The sequence below is a fragment of the Janthinobacterium sp. LM6 genome (assembly GCF_002002885.1).
Classification (GTDB): Bacteria; Pseudomonadota; Gammaproteobacteria; order Burkholderiales; family Burkholderiaceae_D; genus Janthinobacterium; species Janthinobacterium kumbetense.
This window is the reverse complement of sequence record NZ_CP019510.1, coordinates 4,324,511-4,338,747: the sequence shown is the minus strand read 5'-3', so window position 1 is coordinate 4,338,747 and position 14,237 is coordinate 4,324,511. Positions and strand designations below refer to the sequence as shown.

Genomic DNA, 14,237 nt, shown 5'->3' with positions numbered 1-14,237 from the left:
ACGGTGTCAAGCTCAAATGCGGGCTGCGCCAGGAATGCCAGGAATTCGTCACCGGCGGCGGCCCGATCGACAGGGAGACGACGATGCAGAACACATCCACGCGGGACGGCGTCTTGCCGGCCAGTTTCAGGGTCAGCCATGCGAACCGGGTGATCGACAGGGACAGCGGCGCCAGGAAGATCGACCTGGTGCGCTACTACGCGCTGGTGGGCAAGCTGATGCTCGTGCATCTGCGCGGCCGGCCCGTGTCGCTCGTGCGCGCGCCGTCCGGCGTGGGCGGCGAGTTGTTCTTCCAGAAACATGCGGAGTCGTCGGCCATGCCCGGCGTCAAGCAGCTTGATGCACGACTGGCCCCCGGACACCCGCCCATGCTGGCCGTGATCGGCCTGCAAGGCTTGCTGGCGGCGGCGCAGTGGAATGTGGTGGAGTTTCACACGCAAAATGCGCTGGCCAGCGCCTACGACACGCCGAACCGCCTGGTGTTCGACCTGGATCCGGGCAAGGGCGTGGCGTGGCCCGCCATCCGCGAAGCGGCCGTGCTGCTGCGGGCCTTTTTGACGCAGCTGGGCTTGCCAGCCTGGCTGAAAACCAGCGGCGGCAAGGGGCTGCACGTGGTCGTGCCGATCCGCCCGCAACACGACTGGGAGACGGTGAAGGCGTTTTCGCAAGCCGTCGTGGCCCACATGGCGCAGCACATCCCGGCGCGTTTTGTCGTCAAGAGCGGTGCCGCCAACCGGGTCGGCAGGATTTTCATCGATTATTTGCGCAATGGCCGGGGTGCCACCACCGTGTGCGCATGGTCGGCCCGCACGCGTTCCGGGCTGGGCATTTCCGTGCCGCTGGCCTGGGAGGAGCTCGACCAGCTGAAGGCGGGCGATCAATGGAACGTGGGCAATGTCCACAGCCGCCTCGACGTGGGCAACGCGCCGTGGAATGGCTATGCGCGCAGCGCGAAGGGCCTCGATGCGGCGATGAAAAAGCTGGCCTTTAGTCCTCCTGCCTGAACGGCACGACGGCGCGCGCCAGCTGCAGCGCTTCGTCGATGGCCGCGTTGAGCTGGGGAATCTCGACGGGCTTGGTCAGGTAGCGGAAAAAGCCCGCGGCCAGGCCATGCCGGATATCGCCCTTCATGGCATTGGCCGTCAGGGCGATGACGGGGATGTGCGCCGTACGCGTATCGTTGCGCAGGATGCGTTGCGCCTGGTTGCCATTCATGCCAGGCAGGTTGATATCCATCAAGATCACGTCCGGGCGGCGTTCCAGCGCCAGCGCGATGCCCTGGCGCGCGTCGGTGGCCGAGATCATGCGCAGATGGGGCAGGAAGCTGACGATGTCTTCGACCAGGCGCAGGCTGGCCGGATTGTCTTCCACGTACAGCAGCAGCGCCTGGCCGCCGGCATCGTCCCCGGCGTCGCTGGCATCGCCGGCGGCTTCGGGCAGGTAGTCCGTTTCCGTCTGCCCGGCGGGCGGCGCAGCCATCGTATCGAGTTCGATCCAGAATACGCTGCCCACGCCGAGGCAGCTGTGCACGCCCATGCTGCCGCCCATCAGCTCGACCAGGCGCTTGGTGACGACCAGGCCGATGCCCGTGCCTTCCTCGCTGCCCGCCTCCTGTCCCAGGCGGTTAAACGGCTGGAACAGCTCGGCCATCTGCGCATCGTCCAGTCCCTTGCCCGTGTCGCGGATGGCGATGCGCACGCGCTGCGCCTCGGGCTGCGAGACTTCCAGCTCCACCTTGCCGGCCGGACGGTTGTACTTGATGGCGTTTGACAGCAGGTTCAGCAGCACTTGCTTGAGGCGCGTATGGTCGGCCCTGAGCGTCAGCGCCTCGCAGGCTGGAAACACCAGGTGAATCTGGCGCTGCTGCGCCTGTTCTTCCACCATCACGCGTACTTCATCGAGCAGCACGGGCAGCGCCACCGGCTCGATCGACAGGCTCAGACTGCCTGATTCGATCTTCGCCAGGTCGAGGATTTCATTGATCAGGGTGAGCAGGTGGCGGCCCGAGGTGACGATGTTTTGCACGAAAGCGCGTTTTTGCAGCACGGTCGCGGGCAGGGCTTCATTGGCCAGCAGCTGGGCGAAGCCGAGGATGGCGTTCAGCGGCGTGCGCAATTCATGCGACATGCTGGTGAGAAAGCGGTCCTTTGCCTGGCTGGCCCGTTCGAGTTCGATTTTCTGTTCGTTCAGCGTGCGCTCGATGCGCTTGCGCTCCGTGATGTCGCGGATGGCCGACGAGACCAGCACGCCTTCCTCCGTTTCCAGCGGCGACAGGCTGATTTCGACGGGAAACTCGGTGCCGTCGCGGCGCAAGCCATACAGTTCCAGGCCCGCGCCCATGGAGCGGGCGCGCGGCGCCGCGGAAAAGGACTGGCGGTGATGCGGATGATCGTGTGCATAGCGGGCTGGGATCAGCACTTCCACATTGCGCCCGAGCAACTCCGCGCGCGAGTAACCGAACAGGCGTTCCGTTTGCGAGTTAACGAGCACGATCTCGCCATCGCCGTTGACGATGACGATGGCGTCCGGCGCCGATTCGAGCAAGCCGCGGAACTTTTGCTCGGCCCGGCGGCGATCGCTGACGTCGCGGATGGCGCTGATGACGAAGGTGCCGATTTCCGTCTGGATCGGTGACAGGCTGATTTCCACAGGGAATTCGACGTTGTCCTTGCGCAAGCCCAACAATTCCAGGTCGGCGCCCATGGTGCGCGTGCGCGGCTGGTCGAAATAGCGCGCGCGGTGCGCCACGTGCGTATGGCGCAGGCGTTGCGGCAGCAGGCTATCGATTTGCCTGCCGCTCAATTCGCCTTCCGCATAGCCGAACAGGCGCTGCGCCTGCTGGTTGGCCAGCACGATGGCGCCCGTCGCATTGACCATGATGACGCTGTCCGGCGTCGATTCGAACAGCACGCGGTAGCGCACGTCGACGAACTGGGCGTCGCGCGCCGCCTTCAGCAAGGTCGTGTCCTTCATGGTGGAAATCAGGTAGCGGGGGGCCTCCGTCCCGGCCTGTGCGGCCTGGCATGCCACGTCGACGTAGATGAGTTCACCATCCTTGCGCCGCCGCAGCGATTCGCGGTCGTAGCTGCCGTGCAGGGTCAGCTGCTCGGCGATCAGCGGGCCAGCCTCGGCCTGTCCCGGCAGCGAGATCAGTTCCCACAGCGTGCGGCCCAGCGCTTCGTCGCTGGCATAGCCGAAAATGCGCTGCGCCCCGACAGTCCAGCGCACGACGACATGGTCTTCGCTCGTGATGACAACGCCGCCAGGGGCGCCGCTGAGGATAAGCTGATCTAACTCGGCATCCATTTTTTCCGCACGCATGACAGGGCTTGCCGGGTGGCAGGCTGTGTGCATAACGTAGCGAGAAGCTTGACCAAAGTCAATGCATTTATCTTCCTGGCGATGCTGCCGGAGCCGGTGGGTGGTTCAGGCCGTCTGACGGGGATGTGCACGAGGCCGTAGCTGACGGCGCCATTCCACCGTGCGCGCGCCATCGCTCAATCCCCTGCGCTGCCGGTGACGGGCAGGACGATGCCGCTGATATAGCTGGAACAGGCGGGCGAGGCCAGGAAGACGTAGGCGGGCGACAGTTCCTCTGGCTGGGCCGGGCGGCGCATGTCCGTGTCCGCGCCGAATTGCCGGATGTCCTCGGGCGACTTGTCGGCCGGGTTGAGCGGCGTCCACACGGGGCCGGGGGCGATGGCGTTGACGCGGATGCCCTTGTCCAGCAAGTTGCCGGCCAGCGCCATGGTAAACGCATGGATGGCGCCCTTGGTGGTGGAATAATCGAGCAAGTGCTTCGAGCCGTGCAAGCCCGTCACGGAGCCCGTGTTGATGATGGACGCGCCGCGCTGCAAGTGGGGCAGCACGGCCTTGGCCATGTGAAAGTAGCCGTAGACATTGGTTTTCATGGTGAGGTCGAAGCGTTCCTCGCTGAGGTCCAGCAGCGATTCGGCGTGTTCCTGGAAGGCGGCGTTGTTGACCAGCACGTCGATATGGCTGAACTTGTCCAGTACCTGGCTGACGGCTTGCTGGCAAAAGCCCTGGTCGCGCACATCGCCGGCAATCAACAGGCAACTCTGGCCTTCCGCTTCCACGTAGCGCTTCGTTTCGTGGGCGTCCGCGTGTTCGTTCAGGTAAATGATGGCGACATCGGCCCCTTCGCGCGCGTACAGCACGGCCACGGCGCGGCCGATGCCCGAATCGCCGCCCGTGACGATGGCCACCATGCCGGCCAGCTTGCCGCTGCCGCAGTAGTCGGGCGCCAGGAAACGCGGTTTCAGCTGCATCTGCGCCTCGCTGGCGGGCTTGTCCAGGTGCTGGGCGGGCAGGGGAGGCGCCGGCTGGCTGCGGCTCCCCGTCTGCACGGGCGGCTGGCTGTCCCGTTTGTCTGGCTTGGCGGCATCGCGGCCGTCTTGCTCCTGCTGGATGGCGCGCTGCAAATTGCCGGCGGACTGATCCTTGTTCTCGTTCATGCTGGCCTCCCTGGAAACGACTATCCAGTATCGGCGCGGCACCCGCATCGAACGGTGCGCTTGCTAACAGAGTGGCGCAAACGGGCGCAAAGTTATATGATGGTTGACATAAATGTGGGAGGGCAGCATGAAAGTGAGCAGGGAGCAGGCGGCGCTGAACCGCGAGCGCATCGTGGAGGTGGCGGCAAGGTTGTTCCGCGAAAAGGGCTACGACGGCATCGGCGTGGCCGACCTGATGAAGAACGCGGGCCTCACGCATGGCGGCTTCTATGGCCATTTCGCGTCCAAGGAAGACTTGATGATCGAGGCGTGCCAGCATGCCTTGAATAAATCGCTGGAAGGCTGGCGGGCGAAGGTCGCCAGCGACCCGCAGCGGGCGCTGCCGGCGATTATCGACAACTACCTCACCCCGAAACACCGCGACCAGCCTGGCGGCGGCTGCCCGGCGGCGGCCATGGGCGTCGACGTGGCGCGCATGTCGCCCGGCGCGCGTCCCGCGTTTACCCAGGCCACGCGGCAGCAGTTCGCCTTGCTGCAGGGCTTGCTGCCCGACGGCGCGCCGGATGAGCAACGCCAGCAGGCCATCACCACGTTTGCCGCCATGGTGGGCGCCATGGTGCTGGCCCGTTCCGTCGATGACGAGTCCCTGTCGACGGAAATCCTCGACGCCGTGAAGGCGCAATTGCTGCAAGACTGATCCCGTGCCCCCTGTCAGCCGGCCTCGTCGCATGATAGGCTTCGGTTTTCAGATTTCGGGATCATTCATGCTGCTCTGGCTCAGGCAATACCGGCGTCCTCTGTTGGCCGGAGACATCACCGCCGGTATCGTGGTCGCCATGATGATGGTGCCGCAAGGCATGGCTTACGCCCTGGTGGCGGGCTTGCCGCCCGTGGTGGGCATCTACGCCAGCATCCTGCCGCCCGTGCTGTACGCCCTGTTCGGCAGCAGCATGACGCAATCCGTGGGACCGATGGCCATCGTTTCCCTGATGACGGCCGCCGCTCTGGCGCCGCTGGCCGATCCCGGTTCCTCTTTATATATCGTGCTGGCCGCCCAGCTGGCCTTCATCAGCGGCGTCGTCCTGCTGCTGTGCGGCGTGCTGCGCCTGGGCTTCATGGCCAGTTTCCTGTCGCGCCCCGTGATCAGCGGTTTCAGCAATGGCGCCGCGATCCTGATCATCTGGGGCCAGATCACGCCCCTGCTGGGCGCAACGCTTCCCCACTGGCATACGCCCAGCCTCGTGCTGGGGCTGTCCGGCCTGCTGTTCCTGTGGCTGGCCAAGCGCTATGCGTCGCGCCTGCTGCAGCGCTGCGGCTTGAACAAGGTGGCGGCCGACGTGGGCGCGCGCCTGGCGCCGATGGCGCTGGTGCTGGCCGGCATCGCGCTCGTCGCCTATGGCGGCCTGGAAGCGATGGGCGTGCAGACGACGGGCCACGTGCCCAGCGGCTTGCCGGGCCTGAACCTGGCCACCTCCGGCGCCCATTGGCGCACTTTGCTGTCGCCCGCGCTGCTGATCGCCTTCATCGTCTTTTTGATGAGCATGTCCGCCGCCCAGACACTGGCGCAAAAACGGGGCGAAAAACTGCACACGAACCGAGAACTGCTGGGGCTGGGCGCGGCCAACGTGGCCAGCGCGCTGTCGGGCGGCTTTCCCGTCACGGGCTCCATTTCGCGCTCGGCCGTCAATTTCCAGGCGGGCGCCAACACGCCGCTGGCCAGCATCATCACGGCGGGCTTGCTGGCGCTGGCGCTGGTGGCGCCCACGGGCTGGCTGGCCCTGCTGCCGCTGCCCGTGCTGGCCGCCACCATCATCTTTGCCGTGTCCAGCCTGCTGGACTGGGATACCTTGAAATTGTCGTGGCGCTACGACCGCAGCGATGCGCTGGCCCTGCTGGCGACCACGGCCGGCGTGCTGGTGCTGGGCGTGGAAGCAGGCGTGGTGATCGGCGTGCTGTTGTCGATGGGTACCCTGATCTGGCGCGCCAGCCGCCCGCATATCGCCGTGCTGGGCCGCATTCCGAACAGTGAGCACTTCCGCAACGTGGAGCGCTACGAGGCGCAAACCCTGCCCGACGTCTTGCTGCTGCGCATAGATGCGGGCCTGTTCTTCGGCAACGTCGAAGCCGTCACGGAGCGCGTGGAGGACGAGCTGCGCGGCCACCCGACGGCGCGCCACCTGGTGCTGGTGTTGTCGGCCGTCAACCAGATCGACAGCACGGCCTTGCTGGGCTTGATCGAACTCAACAGCACGTTGGCCAAGCGCGGCATCAGCCTGAACCTGGCCGAAGTGAAGGGTCCCGTGATGGACCGCTTGCGCCAGAGCAGTTTATTACAAGACCTGAGCGGCAAGCTGTATCTGAGCACGGCGCTGGCGACGAACGATTTGAGCGGGAGCAAAGCATGACGATGGAGTTGAACCTGCATGGCGAGGCGCGCGCCGTTGACACCATCGCTGCGGTGGAACAGGCGCTGCAGGAAGCACGCGCGCTGGCCCAGTGCGAGCTGTGGCTGACCATGGCGAGCGATGCGGAGCAGGGCCCGGCCCTGTGCATGCTGCGCAATGGCGGCAATGCATGGCTGATGTATCTGTCGGGCCAGGATGACCTGAGTTTTCACTCGCTGGGCGACGAGGAGGCCGAGGGCGTTTGCAGCTACCTGCTGGCGAACGGCCAGGTGGATGAGTATCCGGAAGCGTGGTGCATTGATGTGGAACAATGCCAGCGCGCCTTCGTCGCGTTCTTCAAGACAGGCGGCACGCGGCCGGCCGCCATCGCGTGGGAGGCGGATTGACATGCCGCACACCATCATCGCCGATATCGACAGGGACTTGCTGGCCGCGCTGGACGCCAGGGTAGGTTTATTGACGCTGCGCGCCATCCTGCTGCGCTACAAGGCCAGCGACGTGACGGCGCAGCAAGTGGCCGGCTTGCTGCAGGAATTGCGCGCGTCTGCGCAGGACGGCGTGCAGGATGAGGCGCGGGAAGACGTGATACTGGATGCCCTCGACATGGTGACGGGCTGGTGCGCGCCGCAGCTGCGGGTATGGGACGAGGTAGGGGAAAACCGTGCATCCTGAAAAGTTCAAGCAGGTGGCGGGGCTGCCGTCCGCCGAACGCCATGGCTATTTTGTGCGCAAGGTGGCCGATACGCAAGAAGTGTGGGGCTTGCACCATGACGGCTGGGCCACGGCGCAAGCCGGCGGCAAGGTCGCCATCCCGTTCTGGCCGGAAGCGGCATTCGCGCAAGCGTGCGCCAGCGGCGAGTGGGAACATTTCCAGCCGCGCGCCATCGCGCTCGGCGATTTCTTGGCCAAATGGCTGCCCGGCATGGCGGGCAACTTGCAGCTGGCATCCGTCTTTCCTGTGCCGCAAGGAGCGGGCGTCATCGCGGCGCCGGCCGATTTACTGAGGGATTTGCAGCATGAATCAGATCAATATGAATGAGGGCCAGGAGCGTCTGGACGCGTGGTACGACGGCTCGGCCATCTGCCTGATCGCCGTCGGTGCGCAGGGCGACCCGCTGGACCTGGGCGACGACGAAGTGCGCGCCCTGATCGCGAAGCTGCAGCAATGCCTGGCCGAGTCCGAGGCAGGCGCGGTGCCTGACTGAAGGCTCAGGCAGTCGCCAGCGCCTTTTCCATCGCCACGCTGGCCAGGCTGATGCCGCTGGGGTGCGCATACGCTTCTGCGCGCAAGGCAACAAAACCGGCGGCCCGGTAAAACGGCTCCGCATTGAGCGACGCGGACAGGTGCAGGCGCACTATGCCGCGCCCGCCCGCCAGCTGCTCCAGCGCCGCCAGCAGCCGCTTGCCGATACCGAGTCCTGCGCGGGCCGGATCGACGAACACGGCTTCCACTTCCTGCTTGTCCGCATCGAGCATGGCGTAGCCGGCAATGGCCTCGCCCTGCATCGCCACGACGCCGCCACCCGCGGCCAGCATGGCGGCATACGCCGGCGGCACAGGCGTAGCCGTCCACGCAGTAATTTGCTCCGGCGCATAGTGCGTGGCGCAACTGACGCGCACGGCCACCGTGCGCAGCGCCCACAGGGCGTCGATATCGTCGGGCAGGGCGGGGCGCAGGGTGATGGTGATGCCGGCTTTCCGGGCAAAAAGATCATGCTAGCGCAATAGATGACTTGACGCCAGCATGGCCTACTGCCAGGGTAGTGCATCCATCACTGCGCCGGCTTGTCCGGATTGATGTAATACGAACCCGGCGGCGCACCCGGCACCTTCACCCGGAACTTCAGGCCGGACAGCAGCTTGTCCCACAAGGCGATCGCCTCTTCGTCGGTCAGCGACGCGGCTTCGGCGGCGCCGACCATGTTGTGGGCGACTTTGGTGTACATGGATGCTTCCAATACCGCTGGATAGGCGATATCGCGCGGCGTGCCTACCAGTGTCCATTCAAAATCATGCACGCCGTCGGTACGCCGTATCAACGATTCCTCGCCGTGCCAATGCTGCACGTCACGCTTGCCTTCGCGTAGCAGAGTACGAGGAGGGTAGTTCTTGCCTTGCTGGTCTTTTGCTTCCTGGATACGAGCAAGTAATGATAATTTCCCACGTACTTTTGCATCATATTCGGCAGGAGGATAATCGCCGTAGGCATTTTTATTTGATGTGATGGAAAAAGTCACGTCTGGAAAGCTGGGGAAATACAGGCCTGCATCTGCCATTTCCTGACTATTATATTTGTTGTCGGCCATGAAGCCATTTTTGACGCAATAGCCAGGTTCCTTGGGAATTTCATTTTCATCGCGTAGACGTAAGTTATTAGCGCGAACCATTTGATTTCCTATGGAATCTGCTATTGTTTCACCTTTTCGTGTTGATCCGTCAAGAATGAATATATGGTTTCCTTTTGAGATGTAGGTCTTGAAGATTAAACGCCCACCTTCTTTGGAGAATTCTCCATCATAGTATTGAAGTTGCCAGCTATTTTCTATTGGACCTTTTCCATTGTATGTAATTTCAGAGGTTGGGTCATTTTTTTTTATTTTTTCAATTTCTTCTGCTATGCGTTCGTTTTTTTCTGTTATTCCGCCTGGTATGGTCTTGATTTCCGAAAGAATTGTTGTCCCTCCTGATATAAGTTGTGCTTCTTGCGGAACCTCTATGGCATAGCGCCCGAAGCATACTATTTTTGTTTTTAAAAATAGTGTTTCCAGGCGTTTGCTGATTTTGAAATTTTCAGGCATTATGATCTCCTTGGCTGAATTTTTTTTCGCGTAGGCGGATAGGAATGCCATCGCAATAACCGTAATCGTGAGGAAAATTGTTTTCTCTATCTTATTGTTCATGGCTTACTCCCATTTTGCCGTCTTGGCAATTTGTACGATGGAATACAGCATGGATGCCATTACATTTGTATCGGCGTAGCTGTTCTGGTGTTCATAACCGTTCGCTTCCGCCGTGCCATGTATGAAAAGTGTGCCTGTGATATGCTGGGCAGAACGGTCTGACGGCACCGTTCCATCACCGCGTGCATTAGCTGCTTGTAGCCTTAACTTTAAGAATTTACCTCCGGCCTGGACGAGGAGTTGTCCCTTTGCATCATCTTCAAGTAACTTCCATTTTTCAGGTAACGGCTCGAATTTATTTCACGGATCATTTGAGCCACTATGAAGACCTTCAATTAATTTAAATACGACATCGCCGTAACTTAAAAAATTTCGGGAAGCGCAATAGCTTGCATAAGTCTTTGGGTGGAATTTTTCTTCTATGGACGATAGAAATTTTGAAGCGGATGTTATTCTTTCCATTGTTCTTTCTATACCCCCACCTTTTTCATAAGGAAGGTCTGCGGGGTTTACCCATTTTGGATTGATTAGCCTCCACCACGCATTGGCGGGTTGAAGGTAAATGCTTTCCAGTGCAGTGGCCTTATCGCGTGGCCAGCTCCATAAAACTTTATCCTGTGCATCTACAATTTTCAGCCAATTCTGGCCATATGCCGCACCTGGCAACATTTCCAGTGGCGCTGGTGCATTTGCCAGAATGGCGGTAGCATGTACACCGTCGATGCCTAGAATGCTGGCCTCTATTTCGGCAATGGAACCTTCCCTTTCCTGAAAGCCAAAACGCATGCGTTTATACGCTCCTGCGGCGCCAATGGTCGGCATCACGTTGTGATAAATGCCCAGAATTTTCACATCTTTATCGTCTAGCATCTTTCCATAGCTGGGATGTATCAATGCACGGGCCAGCAAGCCCCCCATGCTATGTGTGACGATGATGACTTCGTTACATTTGAATCCGCGTTGTTGGTAGCCTTTGACTAGGCCGCGTAGTCGCTCTGCAATAGTGACGGCGGATACTCCATTGCTCTTGATAAAGTTATAACCCATCGCGTGCACGGGATACCAGCAAGGAGAAATTTTCTTTAAATCGCTGACGGTAATGGCGTTGCCAGCTGACGCGCCAAAATTTTTTGGATCTTGCAAAAGCAGTGCGCCAAGGCCACTCGTTTGACGCCAGACAGGATGTGGCTTACCGTCGGAAATCATGTTATTGAGATGCAATTCGGCAGCCCGCAACATTGTTCCGTACGCACCAGCAAATAACACTTCACTCCATCCTCGCCAACGGGCTATTTGTGCTGGGCTTTGATATGAGCAGGCTTTACCTTGATTCGGGCGTGATGTTGTCGCGATCCTGTTCGTTCCCATCAGAGGAGGAATGGGGGTAAAGCTGTCAGGCACATTTTGATGCCGCGCATCTGCGGCCTTGGTTTCCGCACCATCTGGATCGAAGCGGCTATTGCTCTCGGTATAGTGGTAATACTCGACTTCGGTTTCTGTGGGATCGAACACCAATTGACGCTGCCGTGGCGACGCATCTTTGAACCAGCCCCCCAGGCCATTGCTTGTGAGGACAGCCGCCTTGCCTCCCGCACCCATCATATCGTCTGGCCGCCAAGCCCGATTGTCTGGACGGCGCAATTCTTCTTGGCGAACCCTGCTCATCCGCAGATTGCTCCCCATCACGCCTGGCAGGAAGATGACAGGAATGACTTTGCCTGGCGGCACGGTGACATCGTGTCGCGCGGTATCTTTCGTTTCCGTCATCGAAACAGCGAGTTCCGCCCACCCTCCCACGCCCTGACTAAACTTTGCAGGATGATTGCCGCGCTTATTCAAGTCATCACATTTGCTCATGGCAGTTCTCCCTTATAGCGAATGATGTAGCTGTCCATGCCCGTGGATTTTTGTAGTTGCGTGGAACCGTCTTCCGCACTTTTGCCGGCCACGTTGCCGTCATCGCGCAGGATTTCAAAAGCAAGGCCAACGGCCGGCGTATCGTCGGCATTCACCAGCAAGACCTCCTGGTCAAAACTGCTGTGTGGCCGGTCATTGAATTCCTGCGACACGCTCTTCGGCGCCAGGGTTTCCAGGTTGCCGTTGAAGAGCACGGGTGAGGAGGTGAAGAACTGCACCTTGTCGCTGATTTCCAGCATGTGGTTGGCGCCGTGCAGGCGCACGCCTTTCTTGCCCTTGATGTCGACCCAGTCCGCTTCGCTGATCAGCGACAGTACTTTTTGGGCGAGGATTTCCACCTCGTCGCTGTGGGCCTGGATGGCTACCTTGCCGCTGGCGGCGATCAGTTTCATGCCGGCCTTGTGCACGAACAGGCTGAAGGTTTTGGCGATGCTGGCAAACATGCTGTCGCCGCTGGCGAGTGAAATATGCTTGCTGCTGCTGAGCGCCACATGCTCGCTGGCGGCCAGGTGGATGGACTGGGCCGTGCTCAGTTCGATGCCGGCCGGGCTGGCCAGCAGCAGATGCGGTTCGGACAGCTCCGGGAAATCGCCGCCGCTGCCCTTGATGGCGGCGTTTTGCCGCTGGATGGCGTCGGCCACGGCGCCTTGCTGTGCGGTACTGTCCTGCGCGCCTGCGTCCACGGCCATGCCGGCCAGTCCCTCGTGCAGTTGGCGCGCTTGCGCCAGGCGGGCCTGCGTTTCGTCGAGCTGTTTGACTGATCCCGTTCCTGTTGATGTTTCGGTGGTGATCAGCATGCCTTTGGCTGCGCGCAGGGCGCCCCAGGCATTGCTGGCCAATTCAAAGCCCGCGCCGCGCGCTTCCTTGCGGCCGGCGTTGTCGTCGATGCGGGTGATGTTGCCCAAGGAAAGGCGGCTATCCTGGTGCTCACTGCGCAGCTGTGCCTGGATGGCGCCCTTGGTATCGTCGAGCACGAGATGGTTGGCGCTGCGGGCGCCCAGCTCGCGGCTGCGCACGCCGGACAGGGCGCGTTGCTGGGGCAATTGCCATGGCGGCGGATTGGCGCTGTTGTAGACCACGCCGATGACGATGGGGTGGTCGATATTGCCGTCCTGAAATTGCACGACCACTTCCTGACCCACGCGGGGCAAGGCGATCTGTCCCATTTGCGCTCCCGCCATCGGCATCATGACCCTTATCCATGGCGAGCTGCGCTCATCGAATGTACCCAGGCGGTCCCAGTGAAATTGCAGGCGGATGCGTCCCAGCGCATCGGTATGGACTTCCTCCCCGGCCGGCCCGACGACCAGCGCCGTCTGCACGCCGGCAACGATGCACGGCGTGCTGTTGTAGCCGCGGCCCGGGCGCCAGCGGATGTCCCGCCGCACGCATACGAGCGTGTTCGCATAATCCGATGGCGCGCTGGGGCCTGCCTGATAATTATTGCTGGCGCTATGCTCGGCTGACAGGATCAGGTATTCGCGTTCGGCAATGCTGTCCGGGCGCTCCTGGCCGGGCTGATAGCGTTTTTCCTCGGCGCTGAAATGTCCATCGAGGCGGAAACAAAGGCCGGGCTGTGCGCCACGGTGATTGCCTGCCGCCTCGAAATACTGGCGCAGATGGTCGCTTTCTTCCATGCGGCGCTGTGCCAGGGATTCCCCAACATCGACATTCCTATAGCCATAGGCGCCCGTGTTTTCATACAGTTCGTGGGCAAATACGTCGCCCTGGCGATTCAGCGAGTAGCCGCTGGCAAGGCGTGGCTGCGGATGCTTATAGTCGAAACTGGCCAAGGTCAGCTGCCCGGAGCCGATCCGGCGCACGGCTTGCCATTGTTGCAAGCCATCGTCTTCCATGGAGCCCGACCCTGAGTGGAAACGCATGGCGCCGTCGCCGGATGCTGTGGCAATCATGTCCGCCAGGGTGCTGTTATCTGCGAGCCACAAGGTATGGCCATCGGCACGGTGCTCGTACCAGTAATGCCAGCCGAGGGCTTCCCAGCGCCGGTGCAGGTGGTTGTAGTCGGTTTCATTGTGCTGGTTGGCGCAGGTGATCTGCGGATCGTCGCCATGGATGCTGGTTTTCCAGTCGCGCTGCGCGTAGTGCGCAAACGTTGTTTCGGTCAGCTGCATCACGCTTTGGCCATGAAAGGAGACGTTGTCCTGGCGCAGCCGGGCAAAGGCCAGCCACGGTTGCAGCACCATGCGGTACCAGGCGAAGCCGCCGTCGGCGCGCAGCAGGCAAAATTCGCCCACATAGCCGTTAAAGTGGCGCAGCGTGCCATCGTCGCGCACCATCGAAATGGTCACCATGCGGCCCATCATGGCCTTCAGTGCAATATGCGCGTCGTCCGACAGCAGTTCGGCTTCGAAACGGAAGTCGCGCGATACGTCTTCCCTGGCGGTCAGCGAATTGACCAGCAGTATGGCGCCGGCCGGTCCATCGTCATGGGGGAAATCGATCTTCAGCAGGCGCCGCTCTTGCGCGGCGAGGTCGAAGGCCGATAGCGCCGCCTGGATGCTTGCATGCATGCCCTGCCT

The 14,237-nt window shown here is 61.4% G+C and carries 12 protein-coding genes and 1 pseudogene; 7 read left to right on the top strand and 6 right to left on the bottom strand.

Annotated features, from left to right (window positions below; all coding sequences use genetic code 11):
• Positions 1 to 113 precede the first annotated feature (113 nt).
• Positions 114 to 1,004, top strand: a pseudogene (gene ligD / locus BZG29_RS19045) (non-homologous end-joining DNA ligase); the annotation flags it as partial.
• Here ligD and BZG29_RS19040 read toward each other — a convergent pair.
• The gene (locus tag BZG29_RS19040; protein ID WP_171985058.1) at positions 988 to 3,321 is read right to left on the bottom strand and encodes a PAS domain S-box protein; all 2,334 of its coding nucleotides are present in this window, start codon (positions 3,319 to 3,321) and stop codon (positions 988 to 990) included. The pseudogene ligD and the gene BZG29_RS19040 sit on opposite strands and share 17 nt — an antisense overlap.
• A 176-nt stretch (positions 3,322 to 3,497) precedes the next feature.
• On the bottom strand, positions 3,498 to 4,475 hold the full coding sequence (locus BZG29_RS19035; RefSeq protein WP_077406299.1) for an SDR family oxidoreductase: 978 nt from the start codon (positions 4,473 to 4,475) through the stop codon (positions 3,498 to 3,500).
• A gap of 127 nt (positions 4,476 to 4,602) precedes the next feature.
• Here BZG29_RS19035 and BZG29_RS19030 point away from each other — a divergent pair, with 127 nt between their 5' ends.
• From BZG29_RS19030 to BZG29_RS27900, 6 genes are all read left to right on the top strand, one after another.
• Positions 4,603 to 5,172, top strand: coding sequence for a TetR/AcrR family transcriptional regulator (locus BZG29_RS19030; RefSeq protein ID WP_077409187.1), 570 nt, complete (start codon positions 4,603 to 4,605; stop codon positions 5,170 to 5,172).
• Positions 5,173 to 5,239: 67 nt separating this feature from the next.
• Entirely contained in the window at positions 5,240 to 6,880 is a 1,641-nt protein-coding gene (gene sulP, locus BZG29_RS19025; protein ID WP_077406296.1) for a SulP family inorganic anion transporter, read from the top strand.
• Complete coding sequence (locus tag BZG29_RS19020) at positions 6,877 to 7,266, top strand: Imm1 family immunity protein (RefSeq protein ID WP_077406293.1); 390 nt, start codon at positions 6,877 to 6,879, stop codon at positions 7,264 to 7,266. Before sulP ends, BZG29_RS19020 begins: the two co-directional genes overlap by 4 nt.
• Before the next feature lies 1 nt (position 7,267).
• Complete coding sequence (locus BZG29_RS19015) at positions 7,268 to 7,552, top strand: hypothetical protein (RefSeq protein WP_077406290.1); 285 nt, start codon at positions 7,268 to 7,270, stop codon at positions 7,550 to 7,552.
• Positions 7,542 to 7,919, top strand: coding sequence for a DUF2750 domain-containing protein (locus tag BZG29_RS19010; protein ID WP_077406288.1), 378 nt, complete (start codon positions 7,542 to 7,544; stop codon positions 7,917 to 7,919). The genes BZG29_RS19015 and BZG29_RS19010 overlap by 11 nt, the downstream gene beginning before the upstream one ends.
• Positions 7,897 to 8,085, top strand: a complete 189-nt coding sequence (locus tag BZG29_RS27900) for a hypothetical protein (protein ID WP_150131001.1) — start codon at positions 7,897 to 7,899, stop codon at positions 8,083 to 8,085. Before BZG29_RS19010 ends, BZG29_RS27900 begins: the two co-directional genes overlap by 23 nt.
• A gap of 4 nt (positions 8,086 to 8,089) precedes the next feature.
• Here BZG29_RS27900 and BZG29_RS19005 read toward each other — a convergent pair whose 3' ends face one another.
• From BZG29_RS19005 to BZG29_RS18990, 4 genes are all read right to left on the bottom strand, one after another.
• Positions 8,090 to 8,437 carry a GNAT family N-acetyltransferase gene (locus BZG29_RS19005; protein ID WP_253192648.1) on the bottom strand — a complete coding sequence of 116 codons (348 nt, stop codon included), beginning with the start codon at positions 8,435 to 8,437 and terminating at the stop codon, positions 8,090 to 8,092.
• Between the two features lie 215 nt (positions 8,438 to 8,652).
• Positions 8,653 to 9,780 carry a T6SS immunity protein Tli4 family protein gene (locus BZG29_RS28200; RefSeq protein WP_253192647.1) on the bottom strand — a complete coding sequence of 376 codons (1,128 nt, stop codon included), beginning with the start codon at positions 9,778 to 9,780 and terminating at the stop codon, positions 8,653 to 8,655.
• A 300-nt stretch (positions 9,781 to 10,080) separates the two neighbouring features.
• Positions 10,081 to 11,637 (bottom strand): hypothetical protein, encoded by a 1,557-nt coding sequence (locus BZG29_RS18995; protein WP_253192646.1) that lies wholly within the window; start codon positions 11,635 to 11,637, stop codon positions 10,081 to 10,083.
• On the bottom strand, positions 11,634 to 14,228 hold the full coding sequence (locus tag BZG29_RS18990; protein WP_077406282.1) for a type VI secretion system Vgr family protein: 2,595 nt from the start codon (positions 14,226 to 14,228) through the stop codon (positions 11,634 to 11,636). The genes BZG29_RS18995 and BZG29_RS18990 overlap by 4 nt, the downstream gene beginning before the upstream one ends.
• Positions 14,229 to 14,237: the final 9 nt, after the last annotated feature.